Origin of the sequence: Sphingomonas trueperi (genome assembly GCF_011927635.1) — a bacterium.
Classification (GTDB): Bacteria; Pseudomonadota; Alphaproteobacteria; order Sphingomonadales; family Sphingomonadaceae; genus Sphingomonas; species Sphingomonas trueperi.
In genome coordinates this window covers 555,250-571,304 of record NZ_JAATJB010000001.1, presented here as the reverse complement: position 1 = coordinate 571,304, position 16,055 = coordinate 555,250, and the positions used below count along the sequence as shown (strand labels likewise).

Sequence of the window (16,055 nt, the reverse complement as noted above, 5' to 3'; positions counted from 1 at the left end):
TCAGCGGCGGATCGACAGCAGCTTGTACCTGGTCTGCCCCACCGTTCCGTCGGCGGGATAGCTGGTGATGCCCACCCGGTTGCCCTGGTTGCCGCCGAGCACCCGGATGCGGTCCTTGCCGTCATGGCCGACGAAGAAGCCGACATGGCCGCCATCGACCGATGGCGACTTGCGGCTCCACACCACGATGTCGCCGGGCTGCGGGCTGCTGGTGACGTCGTGTCCCCAGCCGCTGTCGTGCCAGCTGCGTGCCCATTTGCTGTCGGTGCCCTTCATCCCGGCCTTCTCGACGCAGTAATTGACGAAGGAGGAGCACCATGCCGTCTCGTCGGACGCCTCGCCGCCCTTGGTCGAACCGTGGTAGAGGACGATCCGCGGATTGTCCTGCCGACCCGGGGTTTCCTTGACGCCCAGCGCAAGCTCGGCCTGCGCGACCGCATAGGGTGTCGTCGGCGCGGCCGACGGAGTCGGCAGCGGCAGGCCGCCGGACAGCGGCTTCAGGAACTGCCGAGCCATATAGCCATCGGCCACGCCATCGCCGTTGACGTCGACCTGCACCCAGTCCGCTTCCGTGCCGAGCCCGTGCACCAGGGCGCCGAGCGGCAGGCTCCGCAGGACGTCGAACTGCTCGCCCGCGCCGCCGCGGACACGCAGGCCGCTCCGCGCCGCGACCTCGAACACCGCGACGGAGTCGGCCGGCCGCCGCCCTGGCGCGGCGGACGCCGCCCCGAACTGCCCGAAATCGGCAAAGGCCGGATTGGCGAGATTGCCGTCATAGTCGAAATTGCCGAAGGGCGCCCGCAGGTCCTGGAATTTCTGAAACAGCGTCCATTGCTGCGAGGCCAGGAATGCCCTGGACCCCGTCCACCCCATCGAAGCGGGCAGCCAGAACAGGCTTGCCAGTTCCTTGGCCTTGAGGTGCGCACAAACGGCCCCCGACCCATAGACGCCAACGCGGAAATCGCCGTTCAGCGCCGCGTGGATTTCCTGGAAATACTGCTCGATCCGGACCAGCTCTGCAGGCCTGGCGAAGTCATGGTCGACCGCGAAATAGATCGCCGAGCCCTTGGGCTGGCCGATGGTTCCGGCGAGTTCGAGCGCACGCTTCGCATCCCGCGCCCCCTTGCCGCTGCCGAAATCTTCGATCGCGCCGCCGGCACCGCCGCGCTGCTGGAAGACGACCGCCACGTCGAGCCCGGCGGCAACCAGCTTCCCATATTCCGCCGCCGTCAGGCACTTGGACAGGAAAGTGCTGGAATTCTTGATGTTGTAGTAACGGATGACGGTGCGCACGCCCTCCTGAAACAAGCGCGCAGCATAGTCGCCGACATTATACGGCGAGTCGATGATCTCTTGCATGGTTGATCCCCCTGCCCGCGCCCCTTTCGCAAGCAGGGCACAGCATGCCATCTATCGTGAATGGAAAAAAGGGCCCGCAGCTGTACACCGCGAACCCTTCCAATCTTGTGTTCGGATCGCTGGCCGTCGATCAGAACGGCACGTCGTCGTCGAGATCGTCCGGGAAGCCCCCGCCGAAACCGCCGCCACTGTTGTTGGCACCGCCGCTGCGCTGGCCGCCGCCGTTGAAGTTGCCGCCGCCGCGACCGGCCGGTGCGCCGCCGCCGAAGCCGCCGCCAGCGCCACCGCCGAACGAGTCGTCCGCACCCCAATCGTCGCCGCCGCTGCTGCCACTGCTACGGCCGCCACCCTGGCCGCCGCCGGGACCGTCGAGCAGCACCATCTGCGCATTGAAGCCCTGCAGCACGATCTCGGTCGAATAGCGGTCGGCGCCGCTCTGGTCCTGCCATTTGCGGGTCTGCAGCTGGCCTTCGAGATAGACCTTGCTGCCCTTGCGCAGATAGCGCTCGGCGACGTTGGCGAGACCTTCGGAGAAGATCTTCACCGTGTGCCACTCGGTCTTTTCCTTGCGCTCGCCGCTGTTGCGATCCTTCCAGCTTTCCGAGGTGGCGATGCGCAGCTCGACCACCTTGCCGCCGTTCTGGAATGCCCGGCTCTCGGGGTCGCGCCCCAGATTGCCGACGAGGATCACCTTGTTGACGCTGCCCGCCATGCCGCAAAAACTCCGATATACGATGGTGCGCCCGCGCGAAGGGGCGCTAGAAAGACTCAGCTATGGCCGACATCCTTAACCTGAACAAAGCGAGAAAAGCGAGAGCGAAAGCGACCGCCCAGTCGCAAGCCGAGGCCAATCGCGCCCGCTTCGGCCGCACCAAGGCGGAAAAGGCGCGCGACGCGGCGGAGGCCGAGCGCAAGATGCGCACGCTCGACCAGGCGAAGCGCGAGACGCCGGGGGACTGAGCCTTCGTCTCGGCGCATTGTCGCTGTCAAAGCGGAACGCATCGTGTACAACACGCCTAGTCCGATGCTGCCGCCGCTCCCCTATCCTGCCCTCCACGCCAGCCATTCGGGCGTGTGGATCGCCACGGCCGAAGGCACGCGCGGGCTGAGCCGGGGCGAGGCGATCCGCATCGCCGCGGATACGCCGGTTCTGCTGCTCAACGCGCCCTTGGTCGGGCAGCGGCTGGGGCACCCGGAGCTGAACGGACTCGACCTGCTCGAGCTGTTCGCCTTTCTCCGCCCCGCCCGCTTCATGGTGCCGACGCCCAAGGGCCTCGCTCGTGCCTGCGGCCTCGAACCGCCGACCGACGACGCCCAGGTCGCCGCCCTGCTCCGCGACGCCGCCGCCGCGCTGCTGGCGCTCGCCGAGGGCGACTGGCCCGAGCGCGAGGGTGCGTGGCACGGGCTGCAGTCGCTCGGCCGGCTGCGCTGGCCGTGGAGCGCGGCGCTCGGCCAGCGCATCGCCAAGCCCGAGCGCGCCGAGCGCTGGCTGTTCTCCAAGCTGCCCGAATGGGAGGAGGGCGCTCCCCGCCCCGCCCCGCGCACGATCACGCTCGATCCCACAGAGGTCGCCGAACGCCTCGCCCGCCTCACCGGCGCCAGCGCCGAGCGTCGCCAGGGCCAGCGCGACTATGCCGAGGCGGCCGCGCAGGCCTTCGCCCCGCGCAGCGTGCCCGATACGCCCAATCTGGTGCTGGCCGAGGCGGGCACGGGGATCGGCAAGACGCTCGGCTATCTGGCACCCGCCTCGCTCTGGGCGGAGAAGTCGGGCGGGCCGGTCTGGGTCTCCACCTTCACCAAGGCGCTGCAGCGCCAGCTCGGCAACGAAGGCGAGCGGCTGTTCCCCGATGCCGCGCAGCGGCGGGCCCGCATCGTCACCCGCAAGGGCCGCGAAAATTATGTCTGCCTGCTCAACCTGGAGGACGCGCTGCAGGGCGGGTTCGCGGGGCGCGCGGCGATCCTCGCCCAGCTGGTCGCGCGCTGGGCGGCGTACACCGCGGATGGCGACATGGTCGGCGGCGATCTGCCCGGCTGGCTGCCGACGCTGTTCCGCCGCAACGGCTCCACCGCGCTCACCGATCGCCGCGGCGAGTGCATCTATGCCGGCTGCCCGCATTACCGGAAATGCTTCATCGAGCGCGCCGCCCGCGCCAGCGCCGATGCCGACATCGTCATCGCCAACCATGCGCTGGTGATGGTCAATGCCGCACGGGGGCGCGAGAACCAGACGCGCCCCACCCGCTATGTGTTCGACGAGGGCCACCACCTGTTCGACGCCGCCGACGCGATGTTCTCGGTCGCGCTCACCGGCCAGGAATCGATCGAGCTGCGCCGCTGGCTGACCGGCCCCGAATCCGGCTCGCGCGGACGCCGCCGGGGCCTTGCAGCCCGCCTGTCCGATGTCGCCAGCTATGACGATGCCGGCGGCCGCGCCATTGCCGAAGCCGTCGATGCCGCCCGCGCGCTGCCGAGCGATGGCTGGCTCCAGCGCCTCAACGAAGGCGAGCCCTTCGGACCGATCGAGGCGCTGCTCGCCGCCGTGCGCGGTCTGGTCTATGCCCGCGACGCCAACGGCTCGGCCGATGCCGGCTATGGGCTGGAAACCGAACTCACCGAGCCCGATGCCGCGCTGGTCGAGGCCGCCGGCGTCGCCACCGCCGCGCTCGATGCGCTGCTCCGCCCGATGGTCGTCCTCGGCCGCCGGCTCGAAGCGGTGCTGGCCGAAGCGCCCGACTGGATGGACGGGCCGGCGCGCGCCCGCATCGAAGGCGCGATCGCCTCGCTTGGCTGGCGGGTGGATACGGTCGGCGCCTGGCTGGCGCTGATCGCCCGGATCGGCGGCCCCGCCGACCCGGAATTCGTCGACTGGCTGGCGGTCGACCGCGTCGAGGGCCGCGAGTTCGATATCGGCCTCCACCGCCACTGGCTCGATCCCGCCAAGCCGCTCGCCAAGACGGTGCTGGAGCCCGCGCACGGCGTGCTCGTCACCTCGGCGACGCTGCGCGCGGGCGGCGACTGGGACGTGGCCGAGGCGCGCTCGGGCAGCGTCCATCTGCTCCGCCCCGCCCAGCGCTTCGAGGCGAAGAGCCCGTTCGACTATCCCAACCAGGCCGAGGTGCTGATCGTCACCGACGTCAAGCGCGGCGACATGCCCGCACTGGCCAATGCCTATGCCCGGCTGATCGCGGCGGCGGGGGGCGGCACGCTGGGACTGTTCACCGCGATCCGCCGGCTGCGCGCGGTCCATGCCCGCATCGCCGACCGGCTGGCGCGCGACGGGCTGCCGCTCCTCGCCCAGCATGTCGATCCGATCGACACCGGGACTTTGGTGGACATCTTCCGCGACGATCCGCGCGCCTCGCTGATCGGCACCGATGCCCTTCGCGACGGGGTCGACGTGCCCGGCGATTCGCTGCGGCTGGTGGTGATGGAGGGCGTGCCCTGGCCCAAGCCGAGCGTGCTCCACGCCGCCCGACGGCTGGCGGGCGGCGGCTCGGCCTATGACGACCGCATCGTCCGCGCCCGGCTCGCCCAGGCGTTCGGCCGGCTGATCCGCCGCGCCGATGATCGCGGCGCCTTCGTGCTGCTCTCCGCCGCCACCCCGTCGCGGCTGCTCGACGCCTTCCCGCCCGGCACGCGGATCACCCGCACGACGCTGGATGCGGCGGTCGAGCGGGTTCGGCTTTCCTTGGGGCCCCGCTTGCGGCATGAGGCGGGCGAAGCCGCCAGCGCAAGTATCGGGGAAGCATGAAGACCCTTCTCGTCCTCCGCCACGCCAAGTCCGGTTGGGACGATCCGGTCGCGCGCGATTTCGATCGGCCGCTCAATCCCAAGGGCCAGCGCGCCGCGGTGGCGATGGGGCGCTATCTCCGCGACCAGGGCCTGCGCTTCGACCATGCCATCGCTTCGCCGGCGGTGCGGGTGGAGGAAACGCTGGCGCAGGTCGCCAACGGCTATGGCGAGACGATCGCGCCCGCCTGGGACAAGCGCCTCTATCTCGCCTCGCTCGGCACGCTGCTCGATGCGATCGAAGCGCTGCCCGATACCGCCGATGTGGTGCTGCTTTCCGGGCACAACCCCGGGCTGGAGGAGCTGGTGCTCGATCGCGTGTCCGCGCCCGGCCCGTTGCGCGACGCGGTCGAGCAGAAATACCCCACCGCGACGCTCGCCGAACTACGCTTCGATATCGCGCACTGGGCCGAGGCGTCCCGCGCGGACGCCGAACTCGTCCGGTTCGTGCGTCCGCGCGATCTCGATCCCAGCCTCGGGCCCGACGCCTGACGAACCGGTCACATCACTCGACAGCGGCCGATGATACCCCCCATCGGTCATCCCGGCGAAAGCCGGGATCCATTGGGGCCTCCCGATCGGCGCTTGCGGATAGCTAGAGGCGACTGGATCCCGGCTTTCGCCGGGATGACGTGCGGGGAAAAGGGTACGCCGCCTTCGACGCACCCTCGATCTCAGCGATCTTCTTCCAGGGCGTCGGACAGCGAGTCCCGGATCGCCTGCAGCTCGGCGGCCTTGCTTCGGCCGCGTGCCGCTTTCTCTTCCGCCAGCAGCTTCTGCACGCCGCGGATGGTGTAGCCCTCCTCGCTGAGGAGATGGTGGATGCGGCGCACGAGCGCCACGTCATCGGGTCGGTAATACCGGCGGTTGCCCGCACGGGTGAGTGGCTTCAGCTGGGGAAACCGCGTTTCCCAATAGCGCAAGATATGCTGCGGCCTGCCGATTTCAGCGGCGAGCTCACCTATGGTCCGCAACGCACCGGCGGCCTTTTCGGTCGCCGGCATCGCGGGCCTCAGCGGGCTGAGACGATGCGGTCGCGCATCATCTGGCTGGCACGGAAGGTGAGCACGCGGCGCGGTGCGATCGGCACCTCGACCCCGGTCTTGGGATTGCGGCCGACCCGCTCGCCCTTGTCCCGCAGCACGAAGCTGCCGAAGCCCGAGATCTTCACATTCTCGCCCTTCGCCAGTGCCTCGCACATGTGCTTCAGGATCTGCTCGACGATCCGCGAGGCGTCGGCGCGCGACAGCCCCACTTCGCGATGCAGCGACTCGGCCAAGTCTGCCCTGGTCAGCGTTCCCGCAGCATTCATTCCGGCAATTCCTTTCGTGTACTGGGGTACCCGTATCAGATTGTTACGCGCTATCAAGAATGATCTTGAAGCGCTGGTAACGCCTCAGACATATTCTGGAAAAACACGTAATTCGTCCAAAATGGGGATACCGCCCGTACCACCTAGAAGCGGACGACGGCTGCACCCCAGGTGAACCCGCCGCCCATCGCTTCCAAAACGAGTAGGTCACCGCGTTGGATGCGTCCGTCCCGCACCGCAGCATCAAGTGCTAGCGGCACCGAAGCGGCCGAAGTATTGGCATGGCGATCGACCGTCACGATCACCTTCTCGGGCGCCAGGTCGAGCTTGCGCGCGGTCGCATCGAGGATGCGGGCGTTGGCCTGGTGCGGCACCACCCAGTCGACATCGCTGGGCTGCAGGCCGGCCATCGCCAGCGATTCGTTCATCACGGAGGCAAGATTGACGACGGCGTGGCGGAACACCTCGCGCCCCTTCATCCGCAGCTTGCCGACGGTGCCGGTGGTCGACACGCCGCCATCCACATAGAGAAGGTCGTTGTAGCGGCCGTCGGCGTGGAGCTTGGTGGAGAGGATACCTTGCGGCGTCTCGCCCTCCGTATCCTGCGCCTCCAGCACGATCGCGCCGGCGCCGTCACCGAACAGCACGCAGGTGGTGCGGTCTTCCCAATCGAGCAGTCGGCTGAACGTCTCGGCGCCGATCACCAATGCGCGGCGGTGCACGCCCGCGCGCAACATCGAATCGGCGACCTGCACCGCGTAGAGGAAACCCGAGCACACCGCCGCCACGTCGAAGGCGACGCAATCGAGGATGCCGAGCGCGTTTTGCACGCGCGTGGCGGTGGCGGGGAAGGTCTGGTCCGGCGTGGCGGTGGCCAGCACGATCAGATCGATCGAGGACGCCTGGACACCCGACGATTCCAGCGCCGCGCGCGCGGCATCGGTGGCCAGCGTGCCGGTGGTCTCGTCCGGTCCCGCAATGTGGCGGAAGCGGATGCCGGTCCGCTCGACGATCCATTCGTCGCTGGTATCGACGCGCTCCGCCAGCTCCGCGTTGGAAACACGCTGCGCCGGCAGGGCCGAACCCGTACCGAGAATCACCGAACGTACGGTCATGCGACCCCTTCTTATCCCGTCTTCCTACGCGGCCTTGGCCTCGAAGTTCCCCAGATCCTCGGCAATACGCCGGGTCAGTTCGTCGCGCACCATCTTGGCGGCGAAGCCGATCGCGGTATCCACGCCGACTTCGTTCGCGCCGCCATGGCTCTTCACGACGATGCCGTTCAGCCCTAGGAAAACGGCACCATTATGGTTGTTCGGGTCGAGATGGTGGCGCAGCAGGTCGGTCGCTGGCTTCGAGATCAGGAAACCGACCTTGGAGCGCAGCGAGGAACTGAACGCGCGGCGGAGCAGGTCAGCGACGAAGCGCGCGGTGCCTTCGGCCGTCTTGAGCGCGATATTGCCCGAGAAACCGTCGCAGACGATCACGTCGACATCGCCGCGCGACAGCCGGTTGCCTTCAATGAAGCCGGTGAAGTCGAGCGGGAGATGCTTGGCCGCGCGGAGCTGGGCGGCAGCATCGCGGATGCTGTCGGTGCCCTTCATCTCTTCGGTGCCGATGTTGAGCAGCGCCACGCGCGGGCGCGCGAGATCGAGCGCGGTGCGCGCATACGCCGCACCCATCACCGCGAACTGGACGAGATTGCGCTCGTCCACCTCGGTGTTGGCGCCGAGATCGAGCATCACCGTGTCGTTGTCGCCGAGCGACGGCAGCAAAGCGGCGAGCGCGGGACGGTCGATCCCCGCCATGGTGCGGAGCGACAGCTTGGCCATCGCCATCAGCGCGCCGGTATTGCCCGAGGACACGGCCGCACCGGCACGCCCCTGCTTCACCAGATCGATGGCGATTCCCATCGAGGTGGTTTTGGCGCGGCGGATCGCCTGGCTCGGCTTGGCATCGGACGCAACGATTTCGGCCGCGTGGACGATCTCCGACGCGGCTGCCAGATTCGGATGCGCCTTCAGGCCGTCGCGAATGCGCGACTCGTCGCCGACGAGAAGGAACTCCATCCCCTCGAAGCGGCGACGTGCACGTGCGGCGCCGGCGAGCATGACGGCGACCCCCTCATCGCCGCCCATTGCATCGACGGCGATCCGCGAGGGAACAGTCATACCGGCAACCCCCCGTTGCGGCCCTCGTTGCGAAACGTCGTTCAGCCCTCGACCGAAACGATTTCGCGGCCGTTATAGTGGCCGCACGCGTTGCACAGGTTGTGCGGACGCTTGAGTTCGCCGCAGTTCGGGCACTCCTGGAACGATTCGACGGTCAGCGAATCGTGCGACCGACGCATGCCGCGCTTCGACGGCGAGGTCTTTCTCTTAGGAACGGCCATTTCGGCACCTTCAACAAGCTAATGAATCAATAAGTCGCGATACGCCCACAGGGTAGTTCAGGCAAGCGACGGCTAGGCCGGCCGCTCGCCGGACCAGCGGACAGGTCACGAAGCGAGCCCGCGCGTATAGCGATTCTCGTCCGCGTTGCAAGCAGAAGCCGCACGTGGCAGGGCTTGCCACCTTGGTTTCAGGGGGACACGCATGTTTTTTCTGCCGGTTACACTCACCAGCGCGGGCGCCGCGGCGCTGCTCAACCTGTGGCTGGCGATTCGCGTCATCCAGCTGCGCCATGCCGACAAGGTGCTGACCGGCGACGGCGGCAGCCCCCGCCTCCTCGCGCGCATGCGCGCGCAGATGAATTTCGTCGAATATACGCCCTTCATCCTGATCCTGATCGGCCTGATCGAGCTGGCGCAGGGCACGCGACTCTATCTGTGGGTGATCGCCGCGGTGTATCTGCTCGGCCGCGTGCTGCACGGCTTCGGCATGGACGGCTGGAAGCCCGGCCGCGCGATCGGTGCGGGAATCACCTTCCTCACCCTCGCCGGTCTCGGCCTCTACGCAGCATGGCTCGGCTACACGGGGTCGAACCCGCTGCATTGACCGCACCCTTCGCCGTCATCCCGGCGAAAGCCGGGATCCATTGGGGTTTCCGTTCCGGCTCCTGCTGCGACCGCGTGGCGACTGGATCCCGGCTTCCGCCGGGATGACGACCATTTAACAGGTGCGTCGATTCACGCCTGCGCCAGCACCGAATCGGCGACGAACGGGTTGGTGCGCCGTTCCTGGCCGAAATTGCTCGGCTGGCCGTGGCCGGGGACGAACACCGTCTCGTCCCCCAGCGGCCAGAGCCGGGTGGTGATCGCGTCGATCAGGTCCTGATGATTCCCAAGCGGAAAGTCGGTCCGCCCGATCGATCCCTGGAACAGCACGTCGCCGACAATTGCCAGCCGCGATTCGGGATGGTGGAACACGACATGCCCCGGCGTGTGCCCAGGGCAGTGGTAGACGTCGAGCACCAGCTCGCCCACCGTCACCTGGTCGCCCTGCTCCAGCCAGCGATCCGGCTCGAACGGCTTGCCGGGGACGCGATAGGCGCGGCCGTCATCCTCCAGCCGCGCGATCCAGTAGCGGTCGGCCTCGTGCGGCCCTTCGATCGGCACGCCCAGTTCCTCGGCGAAGATGCCGGCCGAGCCGCAATGGTCGATATGGCCATGGGTGATCAGCAGCTTCTCGATCGTGACGCCGTGCTGGGTCGCCGCCGCGCGCAGCCGGTCGAGATCGCCGCCCGGATCGACGAAGGCACCGCGCATCGTCCTGGTGCACCACAGCAGGGTGCAGTTCTGCTGGAGCGGGGTGACGGGCACGATCGCCGCACGAAGCGGCGGCTGGGCGGCGTTGGGATCGGAAGCCATGCCCCTTCGCTACCGCGCAGGCGCGCGCGCGGCAACCAAGGCTTGCCCTTCGCGGCGCGGCTCTGCATTTCAGCGGACTGATGGTTCTGCGTCCCCCCTTCGTCCTGCTCGACGACGCGCGCGCCGACGGGCGCGGCGCAAGACTCTATGCGAATCCCGTCGAGATCGTCGTCGCCCACCGGCTGGAAGACGTCGCCCCCGCGCTCGACCGGCTGCGCAGCGCGGCGGCGGAGGGTCTCGATGCCGCCGGCTGGCTCGCTTATGAAGCCGGCGCCGCGCTCGAACCCGCCGCGCCCGCGCGCGCGATGGAAGGTCCGCTGCTCTGGCTCGGCCTGTTCCGCGGCCACCACCGACTGCGCGCTGAAGAGGTGCCCGCGCTGCTCCCCGATTCCGCCGGCGCCTGGGCCGGGCGCCCCCGCCCGCTGCTCGACCGCGCCGCCTATGATGCCGCCCTCGCGCGCGTGCTCTCTTATATAGAAGCCGGCGACATCTATCAGGCCAACCTCACCTTCCGCGCCGAAGCGCCGGTCGCCGGCCACCCCGCCGCGCTCTACGCCCTGCTCCGCGCCCGCGCCGCCGCCGGGCACGGCGCGCTGGTCGCGACAGGGGAGCAATGGCTGCTCAGCCTCTCGCCCGAACTCTTCTTCACGCTGCAGGACGGCATCCTCACCGCGCGCCCGATGAAGGGCACCGCACCGCGCGACCCCGATCTCGCGATCGACGCCGCCCTCGCCCGGGAACTGGCGGAAGACCCCAAGCAGCGCGCCGAAAACCTGATGATCGTCGATCTGATGCGCAACGATCTCGGTCGCGTCGCGCAGCCCGGCAGCGTCGCGGTGCCCCAGCTCTTCCAGGTCGAGACCTATCCCACCGTCCACCAGATGACCTCGACGGTCACCGCCCGCCTCGCCCAAGGCCTCGGAGCCGTCGACGCCCTTGCCGCGTTGTTCCCCTGCGGATCGGTGACCGGCGCGCCGAAGATCCGTGCAATGCAGGTAATCGCCGAAGTCGAACCCAGCGCGCGTGGCGTCTATACGGGTTCGATAGGGAGGATCGATGCCGATGGTGGGGCCGAATTCAACGTCGCGATCCGCACTTTGGCCGTCGATGCGGCCGGGCGAGCGCGCCTCGGCCTCGGTTCGGGAATCGTCGCCGACTCCCGCGCCGACAGCGAATGGGCGGAATGCCGCGCCAAGGGGGCGTTCGTGACGATGGGCGAACCGGGCTTCGACCTGATCGAGACGATGCGCTTCGATCCCGAGGACGGCATCCTCCTGCTCGAGCGCCATCTCGAGCGAATCCGCGACAGCGCCGCGACCTTCGGCTTCCCGTTCGACCGCCATGTTGTCCGCAACGAACTGCAGGCCGCCACCTTCCGCCTGCGCGATGCCGCCAAGGTGCGGCTGCTGCTCGGCCCCTCGGGCGCGGTGGCGATTGGCATCTCCCCGCCCCCGGCCCCGCCCGCCGAGCCGGTAAAGGTCCGGATCGTACCCCATTCGGTGCCGCGCGACGATTTCCGCCTCGCCCACAAGACCACCCGCCGCAAGCTCTACGACGAACCTCGCCGCGCCGCCGGCACCTGGGAAGTGGTGTTCACCGATGCCGAGGGCTATCTGACCGAAGGTAGCTTCACCGCGATCTTCGTCGAACGCGACGGCGTGCTGGTCACCCCGCCCCTCTCCCGCGGGCTGCTCCCCGGCGTGCTCCGCGCCGAACTGCTCGCCAGCGGCCGCGCGGTGGAAGGCGACCTCCGTCCCGAGGATCTCGCAGGCGGCTTCCTGCTCGGCAATGCGCTGCGCGGACTGGTTGCAGCCGTTACAGTTGCGGAAGGCGCCGAAGCGGACCTATAGGCGCGCATCTTCCCCGGAAAAGGCGTCTAGACTCATGCAGACCTCCGCCGCGCTCCAGCGCATCCAGCCCTCCGCCACGCTCGCCATGACCAGCCGCGTGTTCGAGCTGAAGCGTGCCGGTGTCGACGTGATCGGCCTGGGCGCCGGCGAGCCCGATTTCGACACGCCCGACTTCGTCAAGGAAGCCGCGATCCAGGCAATCCGCGACGGCAAGACCAAGTATACGAACGTCGACGGCACGCCCGAGCTGAAGGACGCGGTGATCCAGAAGTTCAAGCGCGACAACGGCCTGGACTATACCGCGCAGCAGATCACGATCAACGTCGGCGGCAAGCACACGCTGTTCAACGCGATCGTCGCCACCGTGGAAGCCGGCGACGAGGTGATCGTGCCGGCGCCCTATTGGGTCAGCTATCCTGACGTAATCCAGTTCGCGGGCGGCACGCCCGTCTTCATCGCTGCCGGTGCCGAGCAGAACTACAAGATCACGCCCGAGCAGCTCGAGGCCGCGATCACGCCCAAGACCAAGTGGGTCATCCTCAACTCGCCGTCCAACCCCACCGGCGCCGCCTATTCGGCCGCCGAGCTCAAGGCGCTGGGCGAAGTGATCGAGCGTCACCCCCACGTCTGGGTGTTCGCCGACGACATGTACGAGCACATCCTGTACGATGGCTTCGAATTCGCCACGATCGCGCAGGTCTGCCCGTCGCTCTACGAGCGCACGCTCACCGTCAACGGCTGCTCCAAGGCCTATGCGATGACCGGCTGGCGCATCGGCTTCGCCGGCGGCCCGGCGCCGCTGATCAAGGCGATCGCCAAGCTCCAGTCGCAGTCGACCTCGAACCCATGCTCGATCGCCCAGGCGGCGGCCGTCGCGGCGCTGACCGGCGACCAGAGCTTCCTCAAGGACCGCGCCGCCGCCTTCCAGACGCGCCGTGACCTCGTCGTCGGCATGCTCAACGCGATCGACGGCATGCACTGCCCGACACCGGAAGGCGCCTTCTATGTCTACCCGGAATTCAGCGCGCTGATCGGCAAGACCACGCCCAAGGGCAAGGTGATCGCCACCGACGAGGACATGATCGGCTATTTCCTCGACGACGCCCGCGTGGCGGCGGTGCACGGCGCGGCCTTCGGCCTGTCGCCGGCGATGCGGATCAGCTATGCGACCTCCGAGGCGCTGCTCCGGGAAGCCTGCACCCGCATCCAGACGGCCTGCGCCGAGCTGCGCTAAGGGACCTGTAACGCGGGGGCTTCTTCTTCCCTATATGGGGGTATCATGATCCGAAGCACGTTGAAGCTCCCGCTCTCCCTCGCCGGCCTCGCCGGCGGCGCCCTGCTGCTGGTCGCCGCAGGTGGCATCCCCATCGAGAAGGTAAAGGCGGTCGCGGTGCCAGTGCCCGCCGTCGACGTTGCCAAGGCGAAGAAGCCGCAGACCGCGATATTCGCCGGCGGCTGCTTCTGGGGCATGGAAGCCGTGTTCCAGTCGGTGAAGGGTGTCCAGTCCGTCACCAACGGCTATGCCGGCGGCACCGCGGCGACCGCCACCTACGACCAGGTCAAGAACGAGAATACGGGGCACGCCGAGGCGGTGAAGGTGGTCTATGATCCCACCCGCGTCAGCTACGGCACGCTGCTCCGCGTCTTCTTCTCGGTGGCGCACGATCCCACCCAGAAGGGCGGACAAGGCCCCGATCGCGGCCCCAGCTATCGCAGCGCGATCTTCCCGCAGACCGCCGAGCAGCGTCGCATCGCCGGGGCCTATATCGCCCAGCTGAGCCAGGCCAAGGCGTTCGCCAAGCCGATCACGACCAAGCTGGAGACCGGCGGCTTCTATCCGGCCGAGGAGTACCACCAGGACTTCTTCTGGAAGCACCCGACGCACCCGTACATCATGCGCTGGGACCAGCCCAAGGTCGCCGCGTTCCGCTCGACCTACCCCCAGCTGGCGCACTGATCGGGCATCTGCCCTACAGGCAAAGTTCCTGCTATGTTCGGCAGGCTCTTTGAAGTGTCGGATTCACGGCGCTGTCGCGAACAGCATCGTCATCCCGGCGAAAGCCGGGATCCATTGGGGTCTACGCAGCGGCTCTTGCTCCTAGCGAGCGGCGAATGGATCCCGGCTTTCGCCGGGATGACGGCCGGTTGACGAGGCAGCTTCTTCAGCGCCACACTTGGCCAGAAATTCCCGAGCGGGAATCGCGCACAGGCCTAAACTTCGTAAACTTCAGCCCGGCTGAAAACCCGCACGAACCTAAACTTCCTAAACTTCGCAGCCCGCGCCGCCCTCAAAAATCGATCGCGATGCCCTTCAGCTCCCAGTCGCCATAGCGGACGGGATCCTTCTCCAGCGGGTCCTTGTCGGGCCGCTGCATCGGTTCGGGCTTGGGCACCGGCGGGCTCTTGGAGAGATAGGCCGGGGGCTGCACATGGTCGGGTCGCTTGCCCATCGGGATTGCCTTCCTTGGTTGCCCGGCCCATGTCGGCCCGCGAAGGAGCATGGTCAAGTGAACCCTTGGGTAGCGTACGAACGAGCAGAACTTTCAAAGGGCGTGCGCTGACCATGACCCGCCCGAACACCCGCCGCTTCGCCGAGCGCGAGCCCGACGCCCCCGGCGTCCCCGCTCGCCGCGCCGCGCTCAAGCTGCTCGACGCCGTGCTGCGCCGCGGCCTCGCGCTCGAACAGGCGCTCGACTCCGCCGCGCAAGGCCTGGCACCCAACGACCGCGGCCTAGCCCATGCCATCGCCGCCGAGGCGCTGCGCCGCCTGCCCGATCTCGATGCGCTGATCGATTCCGCCACCCGCCAGCGCCTGCCCGACGACGCCAAGGCGCGCTTTGCGCTGCGCATCGCGCTGGTCCAGGCCATCGCGCTCGGCACCCCCGGCCATGCCGCCATTTCGACGGTGCTGCCGCTGGTCGATGGCGGCCCGCGCAAGCTGGTCCATGGCGTGTTCGGCACGCTGATGCGCGGCAACGCCACGCTGCCCGACCTGCCGATGCTCCCCGATCCGGTGGCGCTGCGCTGGCAGGCGCTCTGGGGCGATGCGATGGTGCAGGCCGCCTGCGAAGCCATCGCCTCCCCGCCGCCGCTCGACCTCAGCCTCAAGACCGATGGCGTGACCGTCCCCGGCGCGACCAGCCTCGCGCCGCGCCACGCCCGGCTCGAGCCCGGCACCAGCGTCCCCGAGCTGCCCGGCTTCGCCGAGGGCGACTGGTGGGTGCAGGACCTCGCCGCCTCGATCCCCGCCCGGTTGATCGGCAAGGGGGAAGGCACCGCGCTCGACCTCTGCGCCGCCCCCGGCGGCAAGACGCTCCAGCTCGCTGCCGCCGGCTGGCAGGTGACCGCGGTCGACGTCGCCGAGAACCGCCTCGCCCGTCTCCGCGAAAATCTGGAGCGCACCGGGCTGTCGGCGCAGATCGTCACCGCCGATCTGCTCACCTGGAGCCCCGCCGCCCCCGCCGATGCGGTGCTGCTCGACGCGCCGTGCAGCGCCACCGGCATCTTCCGCCGCCATCCGGACGTGCTCCACCGCGTTCGGCCTTCGCTGATCGCCGAGATGGCCGAGCTCCAGGCCAAGCTGCTAGACCGCGCCGCGGGCTGGGTGAAGCCGGGCGGCACGCTGGTCTTCGCCACCTGCTCGCTCGAGGCGAAGGAAGGCGAAGCCCATCTCGCCCCCTTCCTCGCCGCCCATCCCGAGTACACGCTGGTGCCCGCGACCGCGGACGAGCTTCCCGCCGGTATTTCGCCGCGCGAGGACGGCTCGGTGCGCGTCCTGCCGGGCATGCTGGCCGAGCAAGGCGGGCTCGACGGCTTCTTCATCGCCCGCTTCCGCCGCCGCTGATCGCACGTCCGGCGCCCTTCGTCCCGGTTGCGCAGCAAGCTGTGGATAAGTCTGTGGAGAAGCGGTGCGCAACCCGTGGGCACCCGCCCCCTC

General features: G+C 68.6%; 17 protein-coding genes. 8 read left to right on the top strand and 9 right to left on the bottom strand.

What is annotated here, in order from left to right:
* Window positions 1-1,359, bottom strand: a complete 1,359-nt coding sequence (locus tag GGR89_RS02635) for a TIGR02594 family protein (RefSeq protein WP_164542617.1) — start codon at window positions 1,357-1,359, stop codon at window positions 1-3.
* A gap of 130 nt (window positions 1,360-1,489) precedes the next feature.
* Complete coding sequence (gene ssb, locus GGR89_RS02630) at window positions 1,490-2,071, bottom strand: single-stranded DNA-binding protein (protein ID WP_125973242.1); 582 nt, start codon at window positions 2,069-2,071, stop codon at window positions 1,490-1,492.
* A 62-nt stretch (window positions 2,072-2,133) separates the two neighbouring features.
* On the opposite strand from ssb, the gene GGR89_RS02625 reads away from it, so the two are divergent.
* The 3 genes from GGR89_RS02625 (at window position 2,134) to GGR89_RS02615 (ending at window position 5,640) form a co-directional block, all read left to right on the top strand.
* The gene (locus tag GGR89_RS02625) at window positions 2,134-2,319 is read left to right on the top strand and encodes a DUF4169 family protein (protein WP_125973240.1); all 186 of its coding nucleotides are present in this window, start codon (window positions 2,134-2,136) and stop codon (window positions 2,317-2,319) included.
* A 64-nt stretch (window positions 2,320-2,383) separates the two neighbouring features.
* Window positions 2,384-5,110, top strand: coding sequence for an ATP-dependent DNA helicase (locus GGR89_RS02620; RefSeq protein WP_125973238.1), 2,727 nt, complete (start codon window positions 2,384-2,386; stop codon window positions 5,108-5,110).
* The gene (locus tag GGR89_RS02615; RefSeq protein WP_125973236.1) at window positions 5,107-5,640 is read left to right on the top strand and encodes a SixA phosphatase family protein; all 534 of its coding nucleotides are present in this window, start codon (window positions 5,107-5,109) and stop codon (window positions 5,638-5,640) included. The genes GGR89_RS02620 and GGR89_RS02615 overlap by 4 nt, the downstream gene beginning before the upstream one ends.
* Window positions 5,641-5,822: 182 nt before the next feature.
* Here the strand turns inward: GGR89_RS02615 and GGR89_RS02610 are convergent, their stop codons facing one another.
* The 5 genes from GGR89_RS02610 to rpmF all read right to left on the bottom strand — a co-directional run bounded on the left by GGR89_RS02610 (window position 5,823) and on the right by rpmF (window position 8,852).
* Window positions 5,823-6,152, bottom strand: coding sequence for a MerR family transcriptional regulator (locus GGR89_RS02610; protein WP_125973234.1), 330 nt, complete (start codon window positions 6,150-6,152; stop codon window positions 5,823-5,825).
* An 8-nt stretch (window positions 6,153-6,160) separates the two neighbouring features.
* Window positions 6,161-6,469, bottom strand: coding sequence for an integration host factor subunit alpha (locus GGR89_RS02605; protein ID WP_277600087.1), 309 nt, complete (start codon window positions 6,467-6,469; stop codon window positions 6,161-6,163).
* Window positions 6,470-6,603: 134 nt separating this feature from the next.
* Entirely contained in the window at window positions 6,604-7,575 is a 972-nt protein-coding gene (locus GGR89_RS02600) for a beta-ketoacyl-ACP synthase III (RefSeq protein WP_125973232.1), read from the bottom strand.
* A gap of 24 nt (window positions 7,576-7,599) precedes the next feature.
* The gene (gene plsX, locus GGR89_RS02595) at window positions 7,600-8,631 is read right to left on the bottom strand and encodes a phosphate acyltransferase PlsX (protein ID WP_125973230.1); all 1,032 of its coding nucleotides are present in this window, start codon (window positions 8,629-8,631) and stop codon (window positions 7,600-7,602) included.
* Between the two features lie 41 nt (window positions 8,632-8,672).
* Window positions 8,673-8,852, bottom strand: a complete 180-nt coding sequence (gene rpmF, locus GGR89_RS02590) for a 50S ribosomal protein L32 (RefSeq protein ID WP_064310610.1) — start codon at window positions 8,850-8,852, stop codon at window positions 8,673-8,675.
* A 202-nt stretch (window positions 8,853-9,054) separates the two neighbouring features.
* Between rpmF and GGR89_RS02585 the strand changes: the two genes are divergently transcribed.
* Window positions 9,055-9,456: an MAPEG family protein gene (locus GGR89_RS02585; RefSeq protein WP_125973228.1), complete on the top strand. Its 402-nt coding sequence runs from the start codon at window positions 9,055-9,057 to the stop codon at window positions 9,454-9,456.
* 131 nt (window positions 9,457-9,587) lie between these two features.
* Here the strand turns inward: GGR89_RS02585 and GGR89_RS02580 are convergent, their stop codons facing one another.
* Window positions 9,588-10,268, bottom strand: coding sequence for an MBL fold metallo-hydrolase (locus GGR89_RS02580; protein ID WP_125973226.1), 681 nt, complete (start codon window positions 10,266-10,268; stop codon window positions 9,588-9,590).
* 80 nt (window positions 10,269-10,348) lie between these two features.
* Between GGR89_RS02580 and pabB the strand changes: the two genes are divergently transcribed.
* The 3 genes from pabB to msrA are packed head-to-tail and all read left to right on the top strand — an operon-like array spanning window position 10,349 to window position 14,075.
* Complete coding sequence (pabB, locus tag GGR89_RS02575; protein ID WP_206434263.1) at window positions 10,349-12,118, top strand: aminodeoxychorismate synthase component I; 1,770 nt, start codon at window positions 10,349-10,351, stop codon at window positions 12,116-12,118.
* Window positions 12,119-12,152: 34 nt separating this feature from the next.
* A complete protein-coding gene (locus GGR89_RS02570) occupies window positions 12,153-13,352 on the top strand; it encodes a pyridoxal phosphate-dependent aminotransferase (RefSeq protein WP_125973224.1) in 1,200 nt (399 codons plus the stop codon).
* Window positions 13,353-13,397: 45 nt separating this feature from the next.
* On the top strand, window positions 13,398-14,075 hold the full coding sequence (gene msrA / locus GGR89_RS02565) for a peptide-methionine (S)-S-oxide reductase MsrA (RefSeq protein ID WP_125973222.1): 678 nt from the start codon (window positions 13,398-13,400) through the stop codon (window positions 14,073-14,075).
* A 331-nt stretch (window positions 14,076-14,406) separates the two neighbouring features.
* On the opposite strand, the gene GGR89_RS02560 is transcribed toward msrA, so the two are convergent.
* The gene (locus GGR89_RS02560) at window positions 14,407-14,568 is read right to left on the bottom strand and encodes a DUF1674 domain-containing protein (protein ID WP_125973220.1); all 162 of its coding nucleotides are present in this window, start codon (window positions 14,566-14,568) and stop codon (window positions 14,407-14,409) included.
* A gap of 113 nt (window positions 14,569-14,681) precedes the next feature.
* Here GGR89_RS02560 and GGR89_RS02555 point away from each other — a divergent pair, with 113 nt between their 5' ends.
* Window positions 14,682-15,962: an RsmB/NOP family class I SAM-dependent RNA methyltransferase gene (locus GGR89_RS02555; protein ID WP_125973218.1), complete on the top strand. Its 1,281-nt coding sequence runs from the start codon at window positions 14,682-14,684 to the stop codon at window positions 15,960-15,962.
* Window positions 15,963-16,055 lie beyond the last annotated feature (93 nt).

What these genes read in the sequence shown, in the direction of transcription:
- GGR89_RS02635 (WP_164542617.1), bottom strand. Translation starts at nt 1,359, where the DNA reads ATGCAAGAGATCATCGACTCGCCGTATAATGTCGGCGACTATGCTGCG.
- ssb (WP_125973242.1), bottom strand. Translation starts at nt 2,071, where the DNA reads ATGGCGGGCAGCGTCAACAAGGTGATCCTCGTCGGCAATCTGGGGCGC.
- GGR89_RS02625 (WP_125973240.1), top strand. Translation starts at nt 2,134, where the DNA reads ATGGCCGACATCCTTAACCTGAACAAAGCGAGAAAAGCGAGAGCGAAA.
- GGR89_RS02620 (WP_125973238.1), top strand. Translation starts at nt 2,384, where the DNA reads ATGCTGCCGCCGCTCCCCTATCCTGCCCTCCACGCCAGCCATTCGGGC.
- GGR89_RS02615 (WP_125973236.1), top strand. Translation starts at nt 5,107, where the DNA reads ATGAAGACCCTTCTCGTCCTCCGCCACGCCAAGTCCGGTTGGGACGAT.
- GGR89_RS02610 (WP_125973234.1), bottom strand. Translation starts at nt 6,152, where the DNA reads ATGCCGGCGACCGAAAAGGCCGCCGGTGCGTTGCGGACCATAGGTGAG.
- GGR89_RS02600 (WP_125973232.1), bottom strand. Translation starts at nt 7,575, where the DNA reads ATGACCGTACGTTCGGTGATTCTCGGTACGGGTTCGGCCCTGCCGGCG.
- plsX (WP_125973230.1), bottom strand. Translation starts at nt 8,631, where the DNA reads ATGACTGTTCCCTCGCGGATCGCCGTCGATGCAATGGGCGGCGATGAG.
- rpmF (WP_064310610.1), bottom strand. Translation starts at nt 8,852, where the DNA reads ATGGCCGTTCCTAAGAGAAAGACCTCGCCGTCGAAGCGCGGCATGCGT.
- GGR89_RS02585 (WP_125973228.1), top strand. Translation starts at nt 9,055, where the DNA reads ATGTTTTTTCTGCCGGTTACACTCACCAGCGCGGGCGCCGCGGCGCTG.
- GGR89_RS02580 (WP_125973226.1), bottom strand. Translation starts at nt 10,268, where the DNA reads ATGGCTTCCGATCCCAACGCCGCCCAGCCGCCGCTTCGTGCGGCGATC.
- pabB (WP_206434263.1), top strand. Translation starts at nt 10,349, where the DNA reads ATGGTTCTGCGTCCCCCCTTCGTCCTGCTCGACGACGCGCGCGCCGAC.
- GGR89_RS02570 (WP_125973224.1), top strand. Translation starts at nt 12,153, where the DNA reads ATGCAGACCTCCGCCGCGCTCCAGCGCATCCAGCCCTCCGCCACGCTC.
- msrA (WP_125973222.1), top strand. Translation starts at nt 13,398, where the DNA reads ATGATCCGAAGCACGTTGAAGCTCCCGCTCTCCCTCGCCGGCCTCGCC.
- GGR89_RS02560 (WP_125973220.1), bottom strand. Translation starts at nt 14,568, where the DNA reads ATGGGCAAGCGACCCGACCATGTGCAGCCCCCGGCCTATCTCTCCAAG.
- GGR89_RS02555 (WP_125973218.1), top strand. Translation starts at nt 14,682, where the DNA reads ATGACCCGCCCGAACACCCGCCGCTTCGCCGAGCGCGAGCCCGACGCC.